Origin of the sequence: Kitasatospora sp. NPDC059646 (assembly GCF_042734615.1) — a bacterium.
Classification (GTDB): domain Bacteria; phylum Actinomycetota; class Actinomycetes; order Streptomycetales; family Streptomycetaceae; genus Kitasatospora.
This window is the reverse complement of the sequence record NZ_JBHWDS010000004.1, coordinates 51,897-75,897: the sequence shown is the minus strand read 5'-3', so window position 1 is coordinate 75,897 and position 24,001 is coordinate 51,897. Positions and strand designations below refer to the sequence as shown.

The window sequence follows — 24,001 nt, the reverse complement described above, 5'->3', positions numbered from 1 at the left end:
ATCTGCACCGGAACCGGTGTGATCTGTGCCCCCTCGCCCCCGCGGCCGCTCAGCGCTCCCCGGGGACGGGCACTCCCCACTCCTGCGCGAGGATCGCCGCCTGCACCCGGCTGCGCAGCCCGAGCTTGGCGAGGATCCGGCTGACGTGCGTCTTGGTGGTCGCCTCCACCGTCCCGAGCCGGTGCGCGATCTCGGCGTTGGACAGGCCCGCGCCGAGGCAGCCGAACACCTCCCGCTCCTTGGGCGTCAGCCCGTCCAGCGCCGCCTGGTCCGCCGCCGGCGCCTCGGGCCGGGCGAACGAGGCGATCAGCCGCCGGGTGACGGACGGCGCGAGCATGCCGTCGCCGCGGGCGACCGTGCGGACGCCCTCCACCAGGGCGTCCGCCTCCAGGTCCTTGAGCAGGAACCCGGCGGCGCCGGCCCGCAGCGCGCCCCACACGTACTCGTCGAGGTCGAAGGTGGTGAGCACCAGCACCTGCGCCGCCCCGGCCTCCACCACCCGCCGGGTCGCGGCGACACCGTCCAGGCGCGGCATCTGCACGTCCATCAGGACGACGTCGGGCCGCAGGTCGAGCGCCATCCGGACGGCCTGCTCGCCGTCGGCGGCCTCGCCGACCACCTCGACGTCGTCCTCGGCCCGCAGGATCATCACCAGGGCGGCCCGGACGGCCGCCTGGTCCTCCGCCACCAGTACCCGGATCACGCCCGCTCCTCGCTCGCCGTCCGCGGCAGCACCGCCCGGACCCGCCACGTCCGCCCGTCCGGCCCGGCCTCGAACGCGCCGCCGAGCAGCTGCGCCCGCTCGCCCATGCCGACCAGCCCGGCCTTCGCACCGGGCACCGCCCGGCCCTCGCCCGCCCGGTACGGGGACTCCACGGTGATCTCCAACTCCCGTTCGCCGTACCGGATCCGCAGCCGGACGGCGCCCGGCGCGGCGTGCTTCACCGCGTTGGTCAGCGACTCCTGGACGATCCGGTACGCGGCCAGCTCGACCGGCGCGGGCAGCTCCCCCGGCTCGCCGTCCTGCTCGGCCTCGAACCGCAGCCCGGCGGCTCGCCCGGCCGTCCCGGCCTGCTCCAGCAGCACGTCCAGCGCGGCCAACCGCGGTGCGGCGTACGGCTCTTCGGGGGCGGCCTCGCGCAGCAGGCCGATCATCCGGCGCATCTCGGCGAGGCCCTGCACGCTGTTCTCCCGGATCACCGCGAGCGCCTCCACCAACGGCTCGTCCGCCGACCGCTCCTGACGGCGCGCCACCGCCTGCGCCCCGGTGGCGTGGATCGCGATCGCCGACAGGTGGTTGGCGATCACGTCGTGCAGCTCGCGGGCCATCCGGGCGCGTTCGGCGACCACCGCGCCGCGCCGGTCCAGCTCGGCGAGCAGCGCGGTCTGCTCGGCGCGCAACCGCTCCGACTCGGCGCGCTCGCGGTGGTGGCGCAGCAGGTCGGCCGTCCACACCGGGGAGAGGAACACCAGCGCCCCGAACACGCCGACCAGCAGGCCCTCGGAGATCGACAGGTACCGCCAGGCCAGGCCCATCAGCACCAGCGTGGTGGCGCCGCCCGTCAGCGCCAGCACCTTGCTCATCCGCGGCCGCCCGTACAGCACGGCCGCGTACAGCAGGTCGGTGTACAGCAGCGTGGTGGCCATCACCGAGCCGAAGTACAGGCCGAGGCCGAGCACCACGCCGCCGACGCTCACCGTCCACACCGTGCACCGGCGCCGCAGCACCGACAGCCCGGCCATCACGACCAGCGGCAGCACCGGCACCCACCAGGGCAGGCCGGGCCGCCGGTCGTACGCGCCGACCGCGATCAGCAGCAGGCCGCCGAGCAGCCCGCCGAGGGCGATCGCCAGGTCCTGCCGCTGCTCGGAGAGTCTCACCCGGCCCATCCCAGCACTCCTCCCCGTCCTCCGGAACGACCGGTCGGACGACCCGCCGTCCGACGAACGTCTGACGTCCGGCTCCGCCGGACCGACGATGCCCGCGGGCCCGCGCCCGGGGAGGATCGAAGCATGGTTTCCCTGATCCTGGCCGGCGAGGCCGGCTTCTGGGTGGTGCTGGCAGCGGGGCTGCTGGCCCGCTACGTCCTGCGGCTGCGCCGGACCGGCCTGGTGCTGCTGGCGCTGCTCCCGGTGGTCGACCTGGTGATCCTCGGCGCCACCGTCGCCGATCTGCGCGGCGGCGCCGTCGCCGACACCACGCACGGCCTGGCCGCGGCGTACGTCGGCTTCTCGCTCGCCTACGGCCACCGCATGGTCCGCTGGGCCGACAGCCGTGCCGCGTACCGGCTGGCCGGCGGCCCGAAGCCCGTCGGCGCGCCCAAGTACGGTGCGCCGCGGGCCCGTTACGAGTGGGGCGTGTTCCTGCTGACGCTGCTCGCCTCGGCCGTCACGGTGGCGCTGATCGCCGCCGTCCAGTGGCTGGCCGGCGATCCGGCGCGCACCGCGGCGCTGGATTCCTGGTACCCGCGGATGGCGGTGGTGGTCGGCATCAACCTGGTGATCGCCGCCAGCTACACGCTCTTCCCGAAGCAGCCCAGGCAGCCCGGGCGCTCCGAGCGGCCCGACCGGGCCGAGTAGCGGGCGTCAGCGGTTCTCGCCGGGCACCCACAGCACGTCGCCGCGCTCCTTGTTGGCGGTCCGGGCCAGGATGAACAGCAGGTCCGACAGCCGGTTCAGGTACTTCGCGGTCAGCGGGTTGACGCTCTCCCCGTGCTCGGCGATCGCCGCCCAGGTGGCCCGCTCGGCCCGCCGCACCACGGTGCACGCCAGGTGCAGGTACGCGGCGCCGGGGGTGCCGCCGGGCAGGATGAAGCTGCGCAGCTTCTCCAGCTCCTCCAGGAACCGGTCGCAGTCCCCCTCCAGCCGGTCGATGTACGACTGCTCGACCCGCAGCGGCGGGTACTTGGGGTCCTCGACGATCGGCGTCGCCAGGTCCGCGCCCACGTCGAACAGGTCGTTCTGGATCCGGGTCAGCACCGTCACCAGTTCGCCGTCCAGCGCCCCGGCCGCCAGCGCCACGCCGATCGCGGCGTTGGCCTCGTTGGTGTCGGCGTACGCGATCAGCCGCGGGTCGGTCTTCGTGGTCCGGCTCATGTCGCCGAGCGCGGTCGTGCCGTCGTCCCCGGTGCGGGTGTAGATGCGCGTCAGGTTCACCATGCCCGCAGCCTAGCGCGCAGGTCCGGGGCCGCCGGTGCGAGCCGCGTCACCTCTGACGGGCGATCAGGGCGCCGGGAACTCAGGCGACGTTGACCCTCTGCCCCGGCGGGGCGGCCTCCAGCCAGGCCAGGAAGCCGGTCAGCGCGTCGTCGCTCATCGCCAGCTCCAGCGGGGCGCCCCGGTGCAGGCAGCGCAGCACCACCGAGCCGGACAGCAGGGCGAGCTCCTCCTGCCCCTGCGGGTAGCGGCGGCCCAGCACCTCGATCTCGGTGCGCGGCAGCACCCGGCGCGGCCGGGGCGCGTACGAGAACACCCGGAACCATTCGATGGAGTCGCCGCTGTACCGGCCGATACCAAAAACCCACCCCTTGCCGTCGGTCTGCGGGACCGGGGCGGAGGTGGGTTGGCCGTTCTCGTCGAGATCCGGCTGCGTGGAGGCGTCCGCGGGCATTTTCAGGCGGTAGGAGCAGTCGAAGGTGCCGCCGACCCGCTGGATGAGGCGGCGGCGTACCGCGAAGCCGACCAGGCCCGCGACGGCGAGGACCACTACCGACGCGCACACCACAAGGGCGAGGACCACGCTCACCTACCTCCTCGCTGCCTTCATCCCCGTCGGCGGCCGATGACGGCCGCCCATTCCTACCAACTGATACGACAGTCCCGAGGACACGCTCCAGGCGTCCCCGGGACCGTCGCTGCTACCAGGCTCAGTGGTGCGCCTTCAGACCGCCGGCGGCGATCAGACGGACCTCGGCGCGGCGCGCGGCGTGCGCGTCGGCCTCGGTCCGGGCGTTGTCCAGCGCGCGCTCGGCGCGGGCGACGTCGATCTCGTCGGCCAGCTCGGCGATCTCGGCGAGGATCGACAGCTTGTTGTCGGCGAACGAAATGAAGCCACCGTGCACCGCGGCGACGATGGTGCCCTGGTCGGCGGTGCGGATGGTGACCGGGCCGGTCTCCAGCACGCTCAGCACCGGGGTGTGACCCGGCATGATGCCGGTGTCACCGGAGGCCGTACGGGCGACAACGATGGTGGCCGCACCGGACCACACCTTGCGGTCGGCTGCGACCAGCTCGACGTGCAGCTCAGCCAACGTGGGCTCCTTGGCTCTTGCCGGGCCTCGGCCACCCGGGCGAACGGGCGTCGATCTCGGCAGTTTCGGTAAGAATAACGGTCACGCGCCCCCGGAACGAAACCAAGGGCCCGTAAATGACCGGGATCACAGCAGATCCAGCGGTGAGGGGTGGCCCCCGACGAGAGCCGGGAACCACCCCTCAACGGTTGGGTCTGCCGTGCGACCGGTCTGCGGTTACTTCTTCAGCAGCTCGGCGGCGTTGCGCTCGAGGTCGTCGATGCCACCGCACATGAAGAAGGCCTGCTCCGGGACGTGGTCGTACTTGCCGTCCGCGATGGCGTTGAAGGCCTCGATGGTCTCCGACAGCGGAACGGTCGAGCCCTCGACACCGGTGAACTGCTTCGCCACGTAGGTGTTCTGCGAGAGGAAGCGCTCGATGCGGCGGGCACGCTGCACCGTGATCTTGTCTTCCTCGGACAGCTCGTCGATACCGAGGATCGCGATGATGTCCTGCAGGTCCTTGTACTTCTGCAGGATCCCCTTGATACGGATGGCCGTGTCGTAGTGGTTCTGCGCGATGTACCGCGGGTCGAGGATGCGGGACGTGGAGTCCAGCGGGTCGACGGCCGGGTAGATGCCCTTCTCCGAGATCGGGCGCGACAGAACGGTGGTCGCGTCCAGGTGGGCGAAGGTGGTGGCCGGCGCCGGGTCGGTCAGGTCGTCCGCGGGGACGTAGATCGCCTGCATCGAGGTGATCGAGTGACCGCGGGTCGAGGTGATGCGCTCCTGCAGGAGGCCCATCTCGTCGGCCAGGTTCGGCTGGTAGCCCACCGCGGAGGGCATGCGGCCGAGCAGGGTCGACACCTCGGAACCGGCCTGGGTGAACCGGAAGATGTTGTCGATGAAGAGGAGCACGTCCTGCTTCTCGACGTCGCGGAAGTACTCCGCCATGGTCAGCGCGGAGAGCGCGACGCGCAGACGGGTGCCCGGCGGCTCGTCCATCTGGCCGAAGACCAGCGCGGTCTTGTCCAGAACGCCCGAGTCGACCATCTCGTCGATGAGGTCGTTGCCCTCACGGGTGCGCTCACCGACACCGGCGAACACCGACACACCACCGAAGTTCTCGGCGACGCGGTAGATCATCTCCTGGATCAGAACGGTCTTGCCGACACCGGCACCACCGAACAGACCGATCTTGCCACCCTGGACGTACGGGGTGAGCAGGTCGATGACCTTGATGCCCGTCTCGAACATCTCGGTCTTCGACTCGAGGTCGGAGAAGTTCGGGGCCTTGCGGTGGATCGGCCACTTGACCTCGACGGAGGCCTCGAACTCGGCCTTGTCGACGTTCAGCACCTCGCCGAGGGCGTTGAAGACCTTGCCCTTGGTGATCTGGCCGACCGGGACGGAGATCGCCGCGCCGGTGTCCGTGACCTGCGAGCCGCGGACCAGACCGTCGGTCGGCTGCATCGAGATGCCGCGGACCAGACCGTCGCCGAGGTGCTGGGCAACCTCGAGGGTCAGCGTCTTCTTGCCCGAGCCGTCGGGGTTGTCCACCTCGACGTGCAGGGCGTTGTACATGTCCGGAATCGCGTCGACGGGGAACTCCACGTCGACGACCGGGCCGATGACCCGCGCGACGCGGCCCGTCGCCGTGGTCTCAACAGTGGTGGTCATAGTCATTCGCTCCCCGCGCTAGCGTCGGCCAGCGCGTTGGCGCCACCGACGATCTCGCTGATTTCCTGGGTGATCTCGGCCTGACGGGCCGAGTTGGCAAGCCGCGTGAGCGACTTGATGAGCTCGCCGGCGTTGTCCGTCGCGCTCTTCATCGCACGCCGGCGGGCGGCGTGCTCGGAGGCGGCCGACTGCAGGAGAGCGTTGTAGATCCGGCTCTCGACGTACCGCGGCAGCAGGGCGTCGAGAACGCCCTCGGCCGACGGTTCGAAGTCGTACAGCGGGAAGATCTGGTTCTTCGCCGGCGACTTGTCGCTGAGCTCGACCTCGTCGAGCTTCAGCGGCAGCAGGCGGGCGTCCACGGCGGTCTGCGTCAGCATCGACACGAACTCGGTCGACACCAGGTGCAGCTCGTCCACGCCGCCGGTCTCCGCGGTGAAGGCCTCGATGAGGTCCGCCGCGACGGCCTTCGCGTCCCCGTAGGTCGGCTTGTCCGAGAAGCCGGTCCACGAGTTCGCGACCGCGAGGTTGCGGAACCCGTAGTAGCCGACGCCCTTGCGGCCGACGATGTAGGTGACCACTTCCTTGCCCTCGTCGCGGAGCTTGGCGGTGACCGCCAGGGCCTGCTTGATGGCGTTGGTCGAGTAGCCGCCCGCCAGGCCGCGGTCCGCCGTGATCAGCAGCACGGCGGCCCGGGTGGCGTTCGGGTTCTCGGTGGTCAGCGGGTGCTTCGCGTTGGACCGGGTGGCCACCGCGGTCACCGCACGGGTGAGCTCATCGGCGTACGGAGTGGAGGCGGCCACCGCGCGCTGCGCCTTGACGATGCGCGACGCGGAGATCATCTCCATCGCCTTGGTGATCTTCTTCGTCGCGGTGACGGAGCGGATGCGGCGCTTGTAGACCCGAAGCTGTGCTCCCATGGGTCGTTACGTCCTTTCCCTCGCTACCGGACTCAGGCCTGCTCAGACAGCAGCTTGCCGTCCGCGGTGGTGAAGCCCTGCTTGAAGCCGGTGATGGCGGAGGTCAGCGCGTCGATGGTGCCCTGCTCCAGCAGGCCGGTCTCGACGATGCCGGCCAGGATGCCCTTGTGCTCCAGGCGCACGTGGTCCAGGAACTCGCGCTCGAAGCGGCGGATGTCGGCGACCGGGACGTCGTCCAGCTGACCGGTGGTGCCGGCCCAGATGGAGACGACCTGCTCCTCGACCGGGAACGGCTGGTACTGGCCCTGCTTCAGCAGCTCGACCATGCGGGCGCCGCGCTCCAGCTGGGCCTTGGAGGCCGAGTCCAGGTCGGAACCGAAGGCGGCGAAGGCCTCCAGCTCGCGGTACTGGGCCAGGTCCAGGCGCAGACGGCCGGCGACCGAGCGCATGGCCTTGATCTGGGCGGAGCCACCGACGCGGGAGACCGAGATGCCGACGTTCACGGCCGGGCGGATGCCGGCGTTGAACAGGTCGGACTCCAGGAAGCACTGGCCGTCGGTGATGGAGATGACGTTGGTCGGGATGTACGCCGAGACGTCGTTGGCCTTGGTCTCGATGATCGGCAGACCGGTCATCGAGCCGCCGCCGAGGGCGTCGTTCAGCTTGGCGCAGCGCTCCAGCAGGCGGGAGTGCAGGTAGAAGACGTCACCCGGGTAGGCCTCGCGGCCCGGCGGGCGGCGCAGCAGCAGGGAGACGGAGCGGTAGGCCTCGGCCTGCTTCGACAGGTCGTCGAAGATGATCAGGACGTGCTTGCCGTCGTACATCCACTCCTGGCCGATGGCCGAACCGGTGTACGGGGCGAGGTACTTGAAGCCGGCCGGGTCGGAGGCGGGAGCAGCCACGATGGTGGTGTACTCCAGCGCGCCGGCCTCCTCCAGGGCGCCGCGGACGGACGCGATGGTGGAGCCCTTCTGGCCGACGGCGACGTAGATGCAGCGGACCTGCTTCTCCGGGTCGCCCGAACGCCAGTTGTCGCGCTGGTTGATGATGGTGTCGACGGCGACGGCGGTCTTGCCGGTCTGGCGGTCACCGATGATCAGCTGGCGCTGGCCGCGGCCGATCGGGGTCATCGCGTCGATGGCCTTGATGCCGGTCTGCAGCGGCTGCTTGACCGACTTGCGGGCCATGACGCCGGGGGCCTGCAGTTCCAGGGCGCGACGGCCGGTGGAGGCGATGTCGCCCAGGCCGTCGATCGGGTTGCCCAGCGGGTCCACGACGCGGCCGAGGTAGCCGTCGCCGACCGGAACCGAGAGGACCTCGCCGGTGCGGCGCACGGTCTGGCCCTCTTCGATGCCGCCGAACTCACCGAGGATGACGACACCGATCTCGCGGGTGTCGAGGTTCAGCGCGAGGCCGAGCGTGCCGTCCTCGAACTTCAGCAGCTCGTTCGCCATGACCGAGGGCAGGCCCTCGACATGCGCGATGCCGTCCGCAGCGTCAGTGACCTTGCCGACCTCTTCCACAGAAGCGGCGTCCGGCTGGTACGACTGGACAAAGTCGGCCAGCGCGTCCCGGATCTCCTCCGGACGGATCGTAAGCTCCGCCATCAGGCTTCCCTGCTCTCCTAGTTTGCGATCCTCGGCCCGCCATTGAGGGCCGCAAGTGCTCGACTCTCGGCCGGGTCGGGTGAACCGGCCGTACGTTTTGCCGGCCCACCTGGTGTGGACCGACGCCCGACCGAGGGTCGGATAGTGCTGGTGCTCAGCCTTCGAGGCCCTGGCGAGCGCCCTCCAGGCGGCTCGCGACCGTTCCGTCGATGACCTCGTCGCCGATCTGCACCCGGACACCGCCCTGGACCTCGGGGTCCACGTCGATGTTCAGGTGGACCGGGCGGCCGTGCAGGCCGGCCAGGGCAGCGGCGAGCCGCTCCTTCTGGCGGTCCGACAGCGGCACGGCGCTGGTGACCTGGGCCACCACGCGGCCACGCCGGGAGGCGGCGAGCTTGGAGTAGGACTCCAGGCCACCCTCCAGGCTACGGCCCCGGGGGACGGTGACCAGGCTGGTGACCAGGCGGACGGTGCCCGCGTTGGCCTTGCCGCCGAGGAGCTTGCGGATCAGCGCCGTCTTGGCGGCGGTGTCGGCCTTGGGCTCGGTCAGCGCGGCGCGCAGCTCGTGCGAGCCCGCCACCACCCGGCCGAACCGGAACAGCTCGTCCTCGACGTCGTCCAGCGCGCCCGCCTTGTCGGCAGCGATGACCTCGGCGTACGCGGTCAGCTGCTCGGCCGCGTCGGCCAGGTCACGCGAACCCGACCAGCGCGAGCGCACCAGGCCGGAGACCAGGTCGACGGTCTCGCCGGAGACCTGACCGGCCAGCAGCGAGGAGACCAGCTGGGCCTTGTCCTGACCGGACCGGGACGGGTCGGTCAGCACCCGGCGCAGCGAGACCTCGCGGTCCAGCAGCACGGTGACGGCGGCGAGTTCCTCGGCGAGCTTGGCCGCGTCCACCGAGGTGTTGTCGGTCAGGCTCTCGAGGTTCTCGCGACCGGCGGCGAGTGCCTCGCGGCTCGCGCCGATCACTTGGCCGCACCCTGGGCAGCGGCGGCCTTGGACTCCAGCTCGTCCAGGAAGCGGTCGATGACACCGCTCTGGCGGGCGTGGTCCTCCAGGGACTCACCGACGATGCGGGACGCCAGCTGGGAGGCCAGCGAGCCCACGTCCTGGCGCAGGGCGGCGGTCGCCTGCTTCTTGTCGGCGTCGATCTGCGCGTGGCCGGCGGCGACGATGGCCTCGCGCTGGCGCTGGCCCTCCTCGCGCATCTCGGCGATCAGGACAGCACCCTGCTCACGGGCGTGCTCGGTGATCCGGGCAGCCTCGTGACGCGCCTCGGCCAGCTCGGCACGGTACTGCTCAAGCAGGGCCTGGGCCTCGGCCTGAGCGGTCTCCGCGCGCTTCATGCCGCCTTCGATGGCGTCGCGGCGCTCCTCCAGCACCTTCTCGATGCTGGGGAGGAGCTTCTTGCCGAGAAGACCGAAGACGATGAAGAAGCAGAGCAGGCCGATGATGACCTCGGGCCACGCGGGGAGAAGAGGGTTCATCTTCTCTTCAGCCGCGAGGAGAACCTCGGGGGTCATATCAGAACCTTTCGTCGGAATTGACTACCGGTGCGCCTGGCTCACTGGCCGTAGACGAACGGCATGACGATGCCGATCAGGGCGAGGGCCTCGGTCAGGGCGAAGCCGATGAACATGTTGGAGCGGATCAGGCCGGCAGCCTCGGGCTGACGGGCCATCGCCTGCACGCCGTTACCGAAGATCAGACCGACGCCGATGCCGGGGCCGATGGCGGCGAGGCCGTAGCCGATGGACGCGACGGAACCGGAAACCTCAGCGAGAGCGGACATCTCAGCTAATCCTTTGCGGGGATGGGATACCGGTGGGTGTTGGCCACCGGGAGTTCAAGGGCGCGGCCGGGGCCGCGGGGCTCAGTGCGCCTCTTCCAGGGCACCGGCGATGTAGCTGCTGGCGAGCATCACGAAGATGTACGCCTGCAGGAACTGCACCAGCAGCTCGAAGGCGGTCAGACCGACGGCCACCACGAAGGACACGGAGCCGTACAGGGCGCCGATGGTGGGGCTGAGCAGGTACCACGAGGCCACCGAGAAGACGACGATCAGCAGGTGACCGGCGAACATGTTGGCGAAGGCTCGGACCGCGAGGGTGAAGGGGCGCACGAAGATGTTCGAGAAGAACTCGATCGGCACCAGGATGAACATGACCCAGCCGGGGATGCCGGACGGCCAGCAGAGGTTCTTCATACCGCCGACGAAGCCGTGCTTCTTGAACGTCAGCGACATGTAGGTGATCCAGACGACCAGTGCGAGGCCGGCGGGGAAGGCGATCTTCGACGCCACCGGGAACTGGGCGAACGGGATGATGGACATGATGTTCATGATCCACACGAAGAAGAACATCGAGACCAGCATCGGGACGTACTTCTCGCCCTTCTTGCCGATCGTCTCGAGCACGATGCTCCGCTTCACGAAGTCGTACCCGATCTCGCCGACCAGCTGGAGCTTGCCCGGGAGCAGCTTCGGCTTGGCGAACGCGGCCCAGAAGAAGCCGACCACCAGCAGCGCACAGATGATCGACAGCAGCATCGGCTTGTTGAAGTCGACGCCGCCGACCGTGAAGATCGGCTTGAAGTCGAACTCGTTCAGGCCGGGGGCGGGGAAGCCGCAGCCGGAGTCGAAGTGGCAACCGGCCTCGGAGGCGAGCTGGACGTCAGCACCCACCACAGACTCCTTCGTTCTGACGCATGGTTACGGCAACCTCGGTGTGTCGGCGTGGCCTGCGGCCACGGTGCGGCACTGGAACTAGTTGGATTTCTCGCGGACCCCGCGCGGCGCACATCCACGCCGCGGGATCTTCGAAAGCTTCGTGGAGCCGGGGGGCGATCCGTCCGATTCTCGGAGGGACCTGGCCGCTTCCCGTACTCCGCCGTTGGGACGGACGATAGCAGCCCGTCAGGAGGGCATAAACACCGCCCCCCTCGCGAGGGGGACAGTGTGCCCCGCTCACGGTTGACGCCCGGATTTCGGCTTGCCGTCGGGTTCCACGTAATAGATCTTCGCCTTCAGCGCACCCCGGACCTGGAAGGCGGTCCAGATGATCGCGAGTCCGAGCAGGGTGAACCCGAAGACCTTGCGGTCGAAGAACGTCAGGTGCTTGGCCACCGCGAGCAGGATGCCGATCGCGACGATCTGGGTCGTGTAGACCATCAGCGCCGCGGCCATCATGATCTGCGGGTTGTTCCGGGTCAGGCGGTCGAGCGCGACCTGCCCGAAGCTGAAGAAGCCCAGCACCACCACGGTCGCGAGCAGGGCGCCGAGCAGTCCCTTCCCCTGGGCGACGGCGAAGGAGATGACCATGGCGATCACTCCGGCGGCCGCAGTGGGAATTGCGGCGCCACGGAGGATCCGGGCGTCGTGGGACGGCATGTCGGCAGCTCCGGCGGCATGTCGGCGGCAAGGGGCAGAAGTACGTGAGCGAGGACCACGCCGCGGACCGCCGTTCAGGCGAGCCCGTCGCGGAGACCGACCAGGGACGGAAGTCCTCCACCTGTCAGGTCTTTCGGCGTGTTCTCGGTACTCGTGAACGGTATCACAAACTATTTGATGAGAGCTTTACCATGAACGTGTGGCACCTGTCACACCATCCCCCCGCCGGTGCCGCCGAACGGGTGCATCCGAACGGCCCGGCGGGAGTTGACGCTCCGTCAGGACTGCTGGTCGCCGCGTCGGCCGGCCGCCGTCGCGCCCGTTCCGATCCGCCCCAGCAGGGCCTTGTCCTCGGCCGACAGCTCGGCCATCGCGGGCGTCTCGGCGCTCTCCGCCGCACCCTCCGCCGGGGCCTGCTCGCCGTTGCGGTAGCGGGGCGGCACGAACGGCTGGACGGCCTTCGGGGCGCGCGGCTTGAAGCGCGGCATCAGCAGCACCGCGAGGCCGACCAGGCACAGGCCCGCCATGGTGAGGACCACGGTGCGGCCGGTGTTGGTGACCGAGACCGCGACGGTGCCGAAGGCGATCAGCGCGGCCCAGAAGTACATGATCAGCACGGCCCGGCTGTGCGAGTGCCCGACCTCCAGCAGCCGGTGGTGCAGGTGCTGCTTGTCCGCCGCGAACGGCGACTTGCCCGCCCAGGTGCGGCGCACCACGGCCAGCAGCAGGTCCGCCAGCGGCAGCGCGATCACGGTCAGCGGCAGCAGCAGCGGGATGTAGATCGGCACCAGGGCGTGCACGGCGAGGGTCTGCGAACCGGTCCGGGCGGACACCAGGTCGGGGTCGACGCGGCCGGTGATGGAGATCGCGGCGACGGCCAGCATCAGGCCGAGCATCATCGAGCCGGAGTCGCCCATGAAGATCCGCGCCGGGTGCAGGTTGTGCGGCAGGAAGCCCAGGCACATGCCGATCAGCACCGCGGTGAACAGCGCGGCCGGCGCGGCGTCGTTGATGCCGTAGCCCAGCCAGAGCCGGTACGAGTACAGGAAGAACGCGATCGCGGCGATGCACACCATGCCCGCCGCCAGGCCGTCCAGGCCGTCGATGAAGTTCACCGCGTTCACCATGACGACCACCAGCGTGACCGAGATGATCATTCCCTGGGTGGGGGTCACCGCGACCGGGCCGTAGCCGGGCACCGGGATGGAGATCACCGTGACGCCCTGCCAGACCATCACGCCGGCGGCGATCATCTGGCCGCCGAGCTTCACCAGCGCGTCGACGCCCCACTTGTCGTCCAGGACGCCCAGCACGAACATGATCCCGGCCCCGGACAGCAGCGCCTTGACGTCCGCGCTCTGCACGAACAGCCGCCCCAGGTTGGTGAGTTGGGACGCCGCCAGCAGGCCGGCCAGCAGGCCGCCGAACATCGCGATGCCGCCCAGCCGGGGGGTCGGTTCGCGGTGCACGTCACGCGCCCGGACGGCGGGCATCGCGCCGGCCGCGATCGCGAACTTGCGCACGGGGCTGACCAGCAGGTAGGTCACCGCCGCCGAGACGAACAGGACCAGCAGATACTCACGCACCACTGGCCTCCAGGGTCGCGGTCCGACGGTCGAGTACGCAGGGTACTCCCGCGCAGGTTCGGGGTTCGAGGTGCGTCGCCACGGTGCACACCTTATTGACTCCGACGCCCGGCCCCCGCATCGCGGTTCGCCTCCGCGGCCGGCGATCGTTCAGCGGCGCCCGGCGAAGGCCCGCGCCAGCTCCCGGACCCGGGCCCGGACCGGCTCCCCGCCGTCCCCGGAGAGCGCCCGGCCGAGCAGCTCGCCGACCTCGCCGAGCTCGGACTCCCCCATCCCCTGCGCGGCGCACACGCCCGTTCCCAGCCGGATCCCGGAGGTCTCGGTGGGCGGCGCCGGATCGTACGGGACGGCGCACCGGCCGAGCATCAACCCGGCTGCGGCGCAACGGCGTTCGGCCTCCACGCCGGTCAGGCCGAGGGTGCCGACCTCGGCGGTCACCAGGTGGGTGTCGGTGCCGCCGGTGAGCGGCGCGGCCCCGGCGGCGGCCAGTGCGGCGGCCAGCGCCCGCGCCCCGTCCACCGCCCGGCGGACGTACTCGGCGAACCCGGGGGTGGCGGCCTGGGCCAGCGCCACCGCCTTGGCGGCCACCTCGTTCATCGCCGCCCCGCCCTGGCAGAACGGGAACACCGCCCGGTCGATCCGGTCCGCCAGCTCGGCGCCGCACAGCAGCAGGCCGCCGCGCGGGCCGCGCAGCAGCTTGTGGGTGGCCACCACCGTGACGTCCGCGTACGGCACCGGGGAGGGCGCGGCGCCGGCCGCGACCAGGCCGGCGGTCTGCCCGGCGGTGGCGATCAGGTAGGCGTCCACCTCGTCGGCGATCTCCCGGAAGGCCGCCCAGTCGAGGTGCCGGGGGTAGGAGATGCCGCCCGCGACGATCGCCTTCGGCCGGTGCTCCAGGGCCAGCCGGCGGACCTGCTCCAGGTCGATCAGGCCGTCCTCCTCGCGCACCCCGTAGCCGTGGAACTGGAACCAGCGGCCGGAGAAGTTGGCCCGGGAGCCGGCGCTCAGGTGGCCGCCGTGCTCCAGCGACATCGCCAGCACCGCGTCGCCCGGCCGCAGCAGCGCCGCGTAGGCCGCCAGGACGGCCGAAGTCGCGGACCGGGGCTGGACGTTGGCGTGCGGGGCGGAGAACAGCTCGCGGGCCCGGTCGATCGCCAGCAGCTCGACGGTGTCGGCGGGGGCGCAGCCGGTGTGGTGGCGGCGGCCCGGGTAGCCCTCGGCGTACTTGTCGACCAGCGGGCCGGCCAGCGCGGCCAGCACGGCGGGGGTGGCCAGGTTCTCGCCGGCCAGCAGCTGCAGGGAGTCGGCCCGGCGCTCGTCCTCGGCGGTGAGCAGGTCGGCGATCAGCGGGTCGGCCGCGCGCAGGGCCTCGGCGGCCTGCCAGTGGATCGGTTGGGCGTCGGCGACCGTCATGGTGGGCTCCCGGGTGGGGGGTCCCCCAGCCGGGGGCCGGGGGGCCGGTGCGGGCGGAGATTCCTCCAGCGTAGGTCGGCCCCCGCCGCCGGGCCCGCCCGCACACGCGGGACTGCGCCTTTCCGGTTGCCCGCCGCCGACCTGCACCGCCCGCGCACATGGGCTTCACAAATCCTCCACCGAAACTTTAGTGGAGGGCGCTCAACTCACCGGTCCACGCCGGTCAGGGCGGTCACCACCGGGTCCAGCGCGTCGAATATCTCCTCGCCGCAGTTGCGGAACATGCCGATCGGTGCCCCGTACGGGTCCCTCAGCTCGTCCGACTCCGGAGACGCGGCCAGCAGCCAGCCGCGCAGTGCGGCGGCCGAGCGGACCAGCGCGCGGGCGCGTTCGGTCAGCCGCGCGCCGTCCCGGGGGTCCGGCAGGGTCCGCGGGTCGACCCTTTGCACCAGCCGGGTGAACTCCTTCAGCGTGAAGGTGCGCAGACCCGCCGCGTGCCCCATCGAGATCACCTGCGCGCGGTGGTCCAGGGTCGCGGTCAGCACCAGGTCGGCGTCGATCACGTGCTCGTCGAGCAGCTCCCGGCCGGCGAAGTCCGCGCTGTCCGCGCCGTACTCGCCGAGCACGGTGGCCGCGTGCGCCTCCATCGGGGCGCCCTCGTGACCCCAGGTGCCGGCGCTCTCCACCACGATCCGGCGGCCCACCGGGGCGCCCAGCCGGGAGTCCAGCTCCAGCCGGGCCAGCCGCTCGGCGATCGGGGAGCGGCAGACGTTGCCGGTGCAGACGAAGAGGATCCGAAAGGTGTCCAGCGGGACGGGCCCGGACGCCGGGAACGGCGCCAGGGCACTCCCCGCTCCGTACAACGGGACGGCGGTCAACTGCCGGCCTCGACGTCCGGAGCGACCTCCCTCAGCTGCTCGACGCTGATCGCGCCCGCCCGCAGCACCACCGGCACCTTGCCGGTGACGTCGACGATGGTGGAGGCCGTGGCGTAGTCGGCCGTCCCGCCGTCGAGGTAGATCGACACCGCGTCGCCGAGCTGCTCCTCGGCGGCGTCGCAGGTCGACGGGGACGGGCCGCCGGTCTTGTTGGCGGAGGACACCGCGAGCGGGCCGGTGGTGTTCAGCAGCTCCAGCGCGACCGGGTGCAGCGGCATCCGGACCGCGACGGTGCCGCGGGTCTCGCCGAGGTCCCAGCGCAGCGACGGCTGGTGCCGGGCCACCAGGGTCAGGCCGCCCGGCCAGAACGCGTCCACCAGCTCCCAGGCCTGCTCGGAGAAGTCGGTGACCAGCCCGTGCAGCGTGGTCGGCGAGCCGACCAGCACCGGCGAGGGCATGTTCCGCCCGCGGCCCTTGGCGGCCAGCAGCGCGCCCACCGCCTCCGGCGAGAACGCGTCGGCGGCGATCCCGTACAGCGTGTCGGTCGGCACCACGACCAGCTCCCCGCGGCGGATCGCGGTGGCGGCCTCACGCAGCCCGCTGGCGCGGTCCTGGGCATCGGAGCAGTCGTATCGGCGGCTCATCGGAGCAATCCCCTTCCGGTGACATCTGTGGTGGTCTGCAGCGGGGCGCGACGCGCGGTCGTGCGGCGTCCGGTGGGCACGACGAGCCCCTCCGGACCCGTCGTGCCGCGCCCGAGGTTCACAACGAGGCCCTGCGGGCGGTCGTGAAGCGGGGGCGGTTGTTGAGGTCCCGGTGGTCGGCGGCGTCCGTCCAGCCGCTCTCCTCGCGGAAGATCCACGGCACCTGGCCGCCCTGGGTGTCCGCGTGCTCGATCACCACCGCGCCGCCGGGCTTCAGCAGCCGGGCGGCGACCCGCTCGATGCCGCGGATGGTGTCCAGGCCGTCCTCGCCGGAGAACAGCGACATCTGCGGGTCGTGGTCGCGGGCCTCGGGGGCGACGTACTCCCACTCGGTGAGCGGGATGTACGGCGGATTGCTGATCACCAGGTCGAAGCGGCCGTCCCAGGCCCGGTCGTCGACGAACGCCTTGGTGGCGTCGCCCTGGTGCAGGTGGACCCGGGCCCGGTCGGGGCTGGCCTCGATGTTGCGGCGGGTGTACGCGATCGCGCCCTCGTCGAGTTCGAAGGCGTGCACCGTGGAGCGCGGCAGTTCCTGGGCGAGGGCCAGCGCGATCGCCCCGGAGCCGGTGCACAGGTCGACCACCAGCGGCTCGGCGACGTCCATCGCCCGGACCGCGTCTATCGCCCACTCGACCACCGACTCGGTCTCCGGCCGGGGCACGAACACCCCGGGGCCGACCTCCAGTTCGAGGTAGCGGAAGAACGCGCGCCCGGTGATGTGCTGCAGCGGCTCGCGCTGCTCGCGGCGGGAGACCGCCTCCCAGTAGCGGGCGTCGAAGTCGCCGTCCGGCACGGTGTGGAGCTGGCTGCGCTTCACCCCGTGGACGTGCGCGGCCAGCTCCTCCGCGTCGAAGCGCGGCGAGGGCACCCCGGCCGCGGCCAGGCGCTGGGTGGCCTGGGCCACCTCGGCGAGCAGCAGGTTCATCCCTCGGGCCCCTTAGGCTCAGTTCTCCTGCGCGGCGGCCAGCTTGGCCGCGGCGTCGGCGTCCACACAGGACTGGATCACCGCGTTCAGGTCGCCGTCCAGCACCTGGTCCAGGTTGTACGACTTGAAGCCGGTGCGGTGGTCGGAGATGCGGTTCTCCGGGAAGTTGTACGTCCGGATCCGCTCGGAGCGGTCCACCGTGCGGACCTGGCTGCGGCGGGCGTCGGACGCCTCCCGCTCGGCCTCCTCCTGCGCGGCGGCCAGCAGCCGCGAACGCAGGATGCGCATCGCCTGCTCCTTGTTCTGCAGCTGGCTCTTCTCGTTCTGGCAGGACGCCACGATACCGGTCGGCAGGTGGGTGATCCGGACCGCGGAGTCGGTGGTGTTGACCGACTGCCCGCCCGGGCCGGAGGACCGGTAGACGTCGATCCGCAGGTCGTTGGCGTGGATCTCCACCTCGACCTCCTCGGCCTCCGGGGTGACCAGCACGCCCGCGGCGGAGGTGTGGATGCGGCCCTGCGACTCGGTCGCGGGCACCCGCTGCACGCGGTGCACGCCGCCCTCGTACTTCAGCTGCGCCCAGACGCCGTGGCCGGGTTCGGCGTTGCCCTTGGTCTTCACGGCCACCGAGACGTCCTTGTAGCCGCCGAGGTCGGACTCGTTGGCGTCGATGATCTCGGTCTTCCAGCCGACCCGCTCCGCGTACCGCAGGTACATCCGCAGCAGGTCGCCGGCGAACAGCGCAGACTCCTCGCCGCCCTCGCCCGCCTTGACCTCCAGGATGACGTCCTTGTCGTCATTGGGGTCGCGCGGGACCAGCAGCAGCCGCAGCTCCTCGGTCAGCTCGTCCCGGCGCGCCTCGGACGCCTTCGCCTCGGCGAGGAAGTCCGGGTCCTCGACGGCGAGTTCGCGCGCGGCGGCGATGTCCTCGCCGGCCTGCTTCCAGGCCAGGTAGGTGCGGGTGATCGGGGTCAGCTCGGCGTACCGCTTGGCCAGCTTGCGCGCGTTCGCCTGGTCGGCGTGCACCGACGGGTCGGCCAGCCTCTTTTCGAGGTCGGCGTGCTCGACGAGGAGCTCTTCGACTGCCTCGAACATCGGGTGGTCCTACTTCCGTGAGTGCCGAACGGGGGTGTGGCGGGAGAGACGCGAACGGCGCCGGCCCGGACGCCCCCGTGAACGAACACGGGGACACCCGAGACCGGCGCCGTGGAAGCGCTAGGCCGACTTGTTGCCGGAGAGCTTCTTGCCGAAGCGCGCCTCGAAGCGGGCCACGCGGCCACCGGTGTCCAGAATCTTCTGCTTGCCGGTGTAGAACGGGTGGCAGTTCGAGCAGACCTCGGCGCGGATCTCGCCGCTGGTCTCGGTCGAGCGAGTGGTGAACTCGTTGCCGCAGGTGCAGGTCACCTTGGTGACCACGTACTCCGGGTGAACGTTGGACTTCAACGGATTCTCCTAGCTGATCGGGAGGGCACCGGGTCGGCGGACTTGGACATCCACGCGTGAACCGGGACCGACGGACCAGTGTGCCAGCACTGCCCGCTTCTTCCCAAACCGGGAGCCGGAGCCCGCTATTCCGCGCCCCCGAGCACCGCCTCCGCGCCGGTGGCGCGCGAGGCCGCGGCGGACGGAGAGGCGTCCGCCGGGTTGGTCGGCTGCTGGGCCAGCACCGTGCTCGGCACCGGCCGGTCGGCCCGCAGCGCCGCCCACAGCTGCTGGGACTCCGCAGCCCTGGGGACCACCCGGTTCGGGTCGCTGGCGGCGTACGCCACCGGCAGCGTGACCATGGTGAGCTGGTCCGGGCCGATCTGCTTGAGGGTCTGCGCCAGGCCCACCAGCGAGCTCACCGACGCCAGGTCGGAGTCGGTGGTGAGGGACTTGGTCAGCTTGTCCCCGAGGTTCCACATCGCGACCGGGTCGGTGGCCAGGCCGAGCGCGCCGATCCGGCCCAGCACGGCCTTCACCATCTCCTTCTGGAGCTCGATCCGCCCCAGGTCGCTGCCGTCGCCGACGCCGTGCCGGGTGCGGACGAACGCCAGCGCCTGCTGCCCGCCCAGGTGGTGGGTGCCGGCCGCCAGGTGCAGCCCGCTGTCCTGGTCGCTTATCGGCACGGTGGTGGTGACGTCCACGCCGCCGATCGCGTCGATCAGCGAGGCGAACCCGGCGAAGTCCACCTCGACGAAGTGGTCCATCCGCATCCCGGTGAGCTGCTCGGTGGTCTTCACCGCGCACGCCGGGCCGCCGACCTCGAACGCCGAGTTGTACATCGCGCTGCGGACCGCCGGGACCGGCTTGCCGTCCGTCCCGGTGCAGGCCGGGCGGGCCACCAGGGTGTCGCGCGGTATCGAGACCACCGAGGCGGCCGTGTGGGTCTGGTTGACGTGCACCACCATCGCGGTGTCCGAGCGGGCGGTGTCGCCGGTGCTGCCGCCCGCCAGGGTGCCGTTGGCGCCGGCCCGCGAGTCGGAGCCGAGCACCAGGAGGTTGAACGAGCCGTCGGTGGAGGCCGGCGGGCGGGCGCTGCCCAGCTGCCCGGAGATGTCGACGCCGTGCAGGTTGCGGTTCAGCTTCCAGTAGGCGAGGCCGCCCAGGCCCACGGCCACCAGCACCACGGCGGCCAGGGCGAACAGCGCGATCCGCAGTCCGCGGCGGCGCGGGGTGCGGCCCTTCCGGTGCTCGGCCATATCGCCTCTTTTCGCCAGGAGTGCGACCTTTCGAGCATAAGTGACGCGCCGGTAGCGCGACCCGGTTCTGCCTCCCGCCCGGGAAAACGCCGGGACCCCGCACCGCGCGGAGCGGTACGGGGTCCCGGAGGGTCCTGGCGGGTCAGTCGCCGGAACCGGGGGTGTTCTTGGCGATCTGCATCAGGAACTCGGCGTTCGACTTGGTCTGCTTCATCTTGTCCAGCAGCAGCTCGATCGCCTGCTGCGAGTCCAGGGCGTGCAGCACCCGGCGGAGCTTCCAGACGATGGCCAGCTCCTCGTGGCCGAGCAGGATCTCCTCCTTGCGGGTGCCGGAGGCGTCCACGTCGACGGAGGGGAAGATGCGCTTGTCCGAGAGCTTCCGGTCGAGCTTGAGCTCCATGTTGCCGGTGCCCTTGAACTCCTCGAAGATCACCTCGTCCATCCGGGAGCCGGTGTCGACCAGCGCGGTGGCGAGGATGGTCAGCGAGCCGCCGTTCTCGATGTTGCGCGCGGCGCCGAAGAACTTCTTCGGCGGGTACAGCGCGGTCGAGTCGACACCACCGGACAGGATGCGGCCGGAGGCGGGCGCGGCCAGGTTGTAGGCGCGGCCCAGGCGGGTGATGGAGTCCAGCAGGATCACCACGTCGTGGCCCAGCTCCACCAGGCGCTTGGCGCGCTCGATGGCGAGCTCGGCGACGGTGGTGTGGTCCTCGGCCGGGCGGTCGAAGGTCGAGGAGATGACCTCGCCCTTCACCGACCGCTGCATGTCGGTGACCTCTTCCGGACGCTCGTCGACCAGGACGACCATCAGGTGGCACTCGGGGTTGTTGTGGGTGATCGCGTTGGCGATCGCCTGCATGATCATGGTCTTGCCGGTCTTCGGCGGGGCCACGATCAGACCGCGCTGGCCCTTGCCGATCGGCGAGACCAGGTCGATGATCCGGGTGGTCAGCACGCCCGGGTCGGTCTCCAGGCGCAGCCGCTCCTGCGGGTACAGCGGGGTCAGCTTGCCGAACTCGGGGCGGCCGCGGCCGCTGTCCGGGTCCATGCCGTTGACGGAGTCCAGGCGCACCAGGGCGTTGAACTTCTCCCGGCGCTCGCCGTCCTTCGGCTGCCGGACAGCGCCGGTGATGGCGTCGCCCTTGCGCAGGCCGTGCTTGCGGACCTGGGCCAGCGAGACGTAGACGTCGTTCTGGCCGGGCAGGTAGCCGGAGGTCCGGACGAAGGCGTAGTTGTCGAGGATGTCCAGGATGCCCGCGACCGGGATCAGGACGTCGTCGTCGCTCAGCGGGACCTCGGGGCCGCCCTGGCCCTCGAAGCCGTCACGGCGGCGGCCCCGGCGGTCGCGGTAGCGGCCGCGGCGGCCGCGGCGCCCGTCGCCGAACTCGTCGTCGTCGTAGCCGCCCTGCTGCTGGGCGCCGCCGCCCTGCTGCTGGCCCTGCTGCTGGCCCTGCTGGCGGGACTGGCCGCCGTCCTGCTGCTGGCCGCCCTGCTGCCGGTCGGCGCGGTCGCGCTCGCGGCGGTTGCGGCGGTCCCGGCGGGACTCGCGGATCTCGTTGTCGCCCTCGGCCGCGGGGGCCTCGGTGCGCTCGGAACGCTCGGTGCGCTCGCCGCCGTCGCGGCGCTCGCGGCGGTCCCGGCGCTCGCGGCGCTCGGAACGGCCCTCGCCCTCGGCGGCCGGGCGCTGGCCCTCGGCCTTGGCCTCGGCGGCCGGCTGGGCCTGCTCGGCGGTGGCGGTGCTGCCCGCGGCCTCGGCGGTCGGCGCGCCGGCGGCGGCGGTGGCCCGGCGGCGCGGGCGCTCGCTGCGGGCAGCGGCGGCCGCGGTCTCGGCGGCGGCCTGCACCGGGATCTCGATCTGCGCCTGCGGCTGCGGCTCGGTGGCGGCGGCGGTGCGGGCACGGCGGGCGGTCCGCGGCGAGGCCGCCGATTCGCCCTGCTCGTCGGCGGCCGGAGCGGCCTCGGCGGCGGGAGCGGCCGACTTGGCGGCCTTCTTGGCGGCGGGAGCGGCGGCGGCGGAGCCGCCCGCGAGCAGCGGGTCTCCGCCGCTCTTCTCCTTGATGGCCTCGATCAGCTGGCTCTTGCGCATGCGTCCGGTACCGCTGATCCCGAGGGTCGAGGCGAGCTTCTGGAGCTCGGCCAGGACCAGGCCGTCCAGGCCGGCGGCAGCGGTACGACGGCGTCGCGCCGGAGCCGCGGGGGCGGCGGCAGCGTCCGACGCCTCGGCGTCCGGGCGCGCGCCCATCAGATCGGTGGTGTCGCTCACTAAGGGTCCTTCCCTGGAGCGGACGTCGGCCTGTCTGGCACGGCGACCGGTTGTGCTGTCCTGTCCAGCATCTCTGTGCGCTGGTCAGGGGCTGGATTCCCGCGGAAGGCTGGTCCTTCCGGGGAGCTGCGAAGTGCGGTGCACTGTGGTGCGAAGGTGGCGCGGACGGCCGGTACTCGTGCCGACCTCGCTGCGCCTGTTGATGCCCGGGCCCCCGTCGCGCGGCGGCAGTTCGGGCCCCGCCCGGCCGGGCCTCAGTGCAGAGGCTGCGGGTGGGAGTCTGGTGCCGTCACGGCTTCGGGATGGGCCTCAATCGCGCAGGCAGGCTGCGTACGCGGTGTGGCGGGCTCCCGGAGAATCGTGATCCCGAGCTTCCGGCCCCCGTGACGGGGGAACGGGATCGGGATGCGTCGCACCGGGCCCCGGAGGGCATCTGGTGCAGCAATGAGGTTAACACTACCGACCCCCTGACACATTCCCCAGCCCTTTGCTTGTCAATCGTGTCCGTCTCACATGTCGAGCGGCAGAACGGTCGCACCGGTGCGGTCGAGCTCCAGCCGGTGCGCGGCGAACTGCGGCCCGGCGAAGTTCAGCAGCTTCTCGGCGCCGGCCTCGTCGGTGAGCGCGAGCACCGTCGGCCCGGCGCCCGAGACGACGGCGGGTACGCCCTCGGCACGCAGCGCGGCGACCAGGGCGGCGCTGTCGGGCATGGCGGAGGCCCGGTAGTCCTGGTGCAGGCGGTCCTCGGTGGCGGTGAGCAGCAGTTCGGGGCGGCGGGTGAGCGCCTCGACCAGCAGGGCGGCGCGGCCGGCGTTGACGGCCGCGTCGGCGAGCGGGACGGTCTTGGGGAGGAGACCGCGGGCCGTCTCGGTGAGCACCTCGGTGGAGGGCACGAACACGACCGGAACCACCCGGTCGGAGGGGTCGAGCGTGATGGTGCGGGCGGTGCCGTCCTCGGTCCAGGCGACGGTGAAGTTGCCGCGCAGACAGGCCGCGACGTTGTCGGGGTGGCCCTCCAGCTCGGAGGCGAGGGCGAGCAGCGCGTCGTCGTCGAGGGCGGAGGCGCCGCCGATGGTGACGGCGCGGGCGGCGACGATGCCGGCGCAGATCGCGGCGGACGAGGAGCCCAGGCCGCGGCCGTGCGGTATGCGGTTGGCGCAGACCACTTCGAGGCCGCGGGGCTGTCCGCCGAGCCGGTCGAAGGCGGCGCGCAGCGAGCGGACCAGCAGGTGGCGCTCGTCGCGGGGCAGGGTGTCGGCGCCCTCGCCGGCGATGTCCACGCTCAGGCCGGAGTCGGCGACCCGGACCACGACGTCGTCGTACAGGCCCAGGGCGAGGCCGAAGGCGTCGAAGCCGGGGCCGAGGTTGGCGCTGGTCGCGGGGACGCGGACCCGGACGGCGGCGGCGCGGAACGCGGGACCGGCCATGCGGTGGACACTCCTGAAAAGTGGGGGCGGCCCGGACGACGGGGCCTGCGGTGGTACGGCGGCGGGGTGGTCGAAGGGAGCGCGCAGCGTGGCGCGGCCCGCCGGGGTCCAGCGTATCGAAGAGAGGTTCCAGAGCGGTACACCCTGCTCGGCTCGGATCTTCCGTGTTGCCACAAGCAGCGGAAAAGCGCCGGTCGGATGACCTGAAAGCGGCGGGGGGGGGGGGGCCCCCCCCCCGGGGGGGGGCGGCCCCCCTGGTTGTGGGGGGGGGGGGCGGGGCCCACGCGCGAGGCGGCGGGCGC

General features: G+C 71.7%; 24 protein-coding genes. 1 reads left to right on the top strand and 23 read right to left on the bottom strand.

Features of this window, described 5'->3' with window-relative positions; all coding sequences use genetic code 11:
* Nucleotides 1–49: 49 nt before the first annotated feature.
* Nucleotides 50–703, bottom strand: a complete 654-nt coding sequence (locus ACFV1L_RS03940) for a response regulator (protein ID WP_380362615.1) — start codon at nt 701–703, stop codon at nt 50–52.
* A complete protein-coding gene (locus ACFV1L_RS03935; protein WP_380362613.1) occupies nt 700–1,890 on the bottom strand; it encodes a sensor histidine kinase in 1,191 nt (396 codons plus the stop codon). The genes ACFV1L_RS03940 and ACFV1L_RS03935 overlap by 4 nt, the downstream gene beginning before the upstream one ends.
* Before the next feature lie 123 nt (nt 1,891–2,013).
* On the opposite strand from ACFV1L_RS03935, the gene ACFV1L_RS03930 reads away from it, so the two are divergent.
* Nucleotides 2,014–2,580: a hypothetical protein gene (locus ACFV1L_RS03930; protein WP_380362611.1), complete on the top strand. Its 567-nt coding sequence runs from the start codon at nt 2,014–2,016 to the stop codon at nt 2,578–2,580.
* Nucleotides 2,581–2,586: 6 nt separating this feature from the next.
* Here ACFV1L_RS03930 and ACFV1L_RS03925 read toward each other — a convergent pair whose 3' ends face one another.
* From ACFV1L_RS03925 to thrB, 21 genes are all read right to left on the bottom strand, one after another.
* Nucleotides 2,587–3,159, bottom strand: coding sequence for a cob(I)yrinic acid a,c-diamide adenosyltransferase (locus ACFV1L_RS03925; RefSeq protein WP_035866164.1), 573 nt, complete (start codon nt 3,157–3,159; stop codon nt 2,587–2,589).
* A 79-nt stretch (nt 3,160–3,238) separates the two neighbouring features.
* Nucleotides 3,239–3,739, bottom strand: coding sequence for a DUF2550 domain-containing protein (locus ACFV1L_RS03920; RefSeq protein ID WP_380362609.1), 501 nt, complete (start codon nt 3,737–3,739; stop codon nt 3,239–3,241).
* A 127-nt stretch (nt 3,740–3,866) separates the two neighbouring features.
* Nucleotides 3,867–4,250: a F0F1 ATP synthase subunit epsilon gene (locus ACFV1L_RS03915; RefSeq protein ID WP_035866159.1), complete on the bottom strand. Its 384-nt coding sequence runs from the start codon at nt 4,248–4,250 to the stop codon at nt 3,867–3,869.
* Between the two features lie 216 nt (nt 4,251–4,466).
* On the bottom strand, nt 4,467–5,909 hold the full coding sequence (atpD, locus tag ACFV1L_RS03910) for a F0F1 ATP synthase subunit beta (RefSeq protein WP_380362607.1): 1,443 nt from the start codon (nt 5,907–5,909) through the stop codon (nt 4,467–4,469).
* Nucleotides 5,910–5,911: 2 nt separating this feature from the next.
* A complete protein-coding gene (locus ACFV1L_RS03905; RefSeq protein WP_380362606.1) occupies nt 5,912–6,826 on the bottom strand; it encodes a F0F1 ATP synthase subunit gamma in 915 nt (304 codons plus the stop codon).
* A 32-nt stretch (nt 6,827–6,858) separates the two neighbouring features.
* A complete protein-coding gene (gene atpA / locus ACFV1L_RS03900; protein WP_035866151.1) occupies nt 6,859–8,433 on the bottom strand; it encodes a F0F1 ATP synthase subunit alpha in 1,575 nt (524 codons plus the stop codon).
* A gap of 154 nt (nt 8,434–8,587) precedes the next feature.
* Entirely contained in the window at nt 8,588–9,403 is an 816-nt protein-coding gene (locus ACFV1L_RS03895) for a F0F1 ATP synthase subunit delta (protein ID WP_380362603.1), read from the bottom strand.
* Nucleotides 9,400–9,957, bottom strand: coding sequence for a F0F1 ATP synthase subunit B (locus tag ACFV1L_RS03890; RefSeq protein WP_035866145.1), 558 nt, complete (start codon nt 9,955–9,957; stop codon nt 9,400–9,402). The genes ACFV1L_RS03895 and ACFV1L_RS03890 overlap by 4 nt, the downstream gene beginning before the upstream one ends.
* A 41-nt stretch (nt 9,958–9,998) precedes the next feature.
* Nucleotides 9,999–10,226 (bottom strand): ATP synthase F0 subunit C, encoded by a 228-nt coding sequence (gene atpE, locus ACFV1L_RS03885; RefSeq protein ID WP_014138091.1) that lies wholly within the window; start codon nt 10,224–10,226, stop codon nt 9,999–10,001.
* An 81-nt stretch (nt 10,227–10,307) separates the two neighbouring features.
* Complete coding sequence (atpB, locus tag ACFV1L_RS03880; RefSeq protein WP_035866142.1) at nt 10,308–11,117, bottom strand: F0F1 ATP synthase subunit A; 810 nt, start codon at nt 11,115–11,117, stop codon at nt 10,308–10,310.
* A gap of 282 nt (nt 11,118–11,399) precedes the next feature.
* Nucleotides 11,400–11,822: a hypothetical protein gene (locus tag ACFV1L_RS03875; RefSeq protein WP_035866139.1), complete on the bottom strand. Its 423-nt coding sequence runs from the start codon at nt 11,820–11,822 to the stop codon at nt 11,400–11,402.
* Nucleotides 11,823–12,100: 278 nt separating this feature from the next.
* A complete protein-coding gene (locus tag ACFV1L_RS03870) occupies nt 12,101–13,408 on the bottom strand; it encodes a glycosyltransferase family 4 protein (RefSeq protein ID WP_380362601.1) in 1,308 nt (435 codons plus the stop codon).
* Nucleotides 13,409–13,558: 150 nt separating this feature from the next.
* Nucleotides 13,559–14,821 (bottom strand): serine hydroxymethyltransferase, encoded by a 1,263-nt coding sequence (gene glyA, locus ACFV1L_RS03865; protein WP_380362599.1) that lies wholly within the window; start codon nt 14,819–14,821, stop codon nt 13,559–13,561.
* Nucleotides 14,822–15,027: 206 nt separating this feature from the next.
* On the bottom strand, nt 15,028–15,663 hold the full coding sequence (locus ACFV1L_RS03860; RefSeq protein WP_380362803.1) for a protein-tyrosine-phosphatase: 636 nt from the start codon (nt 15,661–15,663) through the stop codon (nt 15,028–15,030).
* A 32-nt stretch (nt 15,664–15,695) separates the two neighbouring features.
* Nucleotides 15,696–16,343, bottom strand: coding sequence for an L-threonylcarbamoyladenylate synthase (locus ACFV1L_RS03855; RefSeq protein ID WP_035866131.1), 648 nt, complete (start codon nt 16,341–16,343; stop codon nt 15,696–15,698).
* Between the two features lie 118 nt (nt 16,344–16,461).
* Entirely contained in the window at nt 16,462–17,328 is an 867-nt protein-coding gene (gene prmC / locus ACFV1L_RS03850) for a peptide chain release factor N(5)-glutamine methyltransferase (RefSeq protein ID WP_380362597.1), read from the bottom strand.
* Between the two features lie 18 nt (nt 17,329–17,346).
* A complete protein-coding gene (gene prfA, locus ACFV1L_RS03845) occupies nt 17,347–18,423 on the bottom strand; it encodes a peptide chain release factor 1 (protein WP_380362596.1) in 1,077 nt (358 codons plus the stop codon).
* 120 nt (nt 18,424–18,543) lie between these two features.
* On the bottom strand, nt 18,544–18,771 hold the full coding sequence (gene rpmE, locus ACFV1L_RS03840) for a 50S ribosomal protein L31 (protein ID WP_035866123.1): 228 nt from the start codon (nt 18,769–18,771) through the stop codon (nt 18,544–18,546).
* 125 nt (nt 18,772–18,896) lie between these two features.
* A complete protein-coding gene (locus ACFV1L_RS03835) occupies nt 18,897–20,009 on the bottom strand; it encodes an LCP family protein (RefSeq protein ID WP_380362594.1) in 1,113 nt (370 codons plus the stop codon).
* A gap of 142 nt (nt 20,010–20,151) precedes the next feature.
* Nucleotides 20,152–22,272: a transcription termination factor Rho gene (gene rho / locus ACFV1L_RS03830; protein ID WP_380362592.1), complete on the bottom strand. Its 2,121-nt coding sequence runs from the start codon at nt 22,270–22,272 to the stop codon at nt 20,152–20,154.
* A 509-nt stretch (nt 22,273–22,781) separates the two neighbouring features.
* Nucleotides 22,782–23,699, bottom strand: coding sequence for a homoserine kinase (gene thrB, locus ACFV1L_RS03825; RefSeq protein WP_380362591.1), 918 nt, complete (start codon nt 23,697–23,699; stop codon nt 22,782–22,784).
* Nucleotides 23,700–24,001 lie beyond the last annotated feature (302 nt).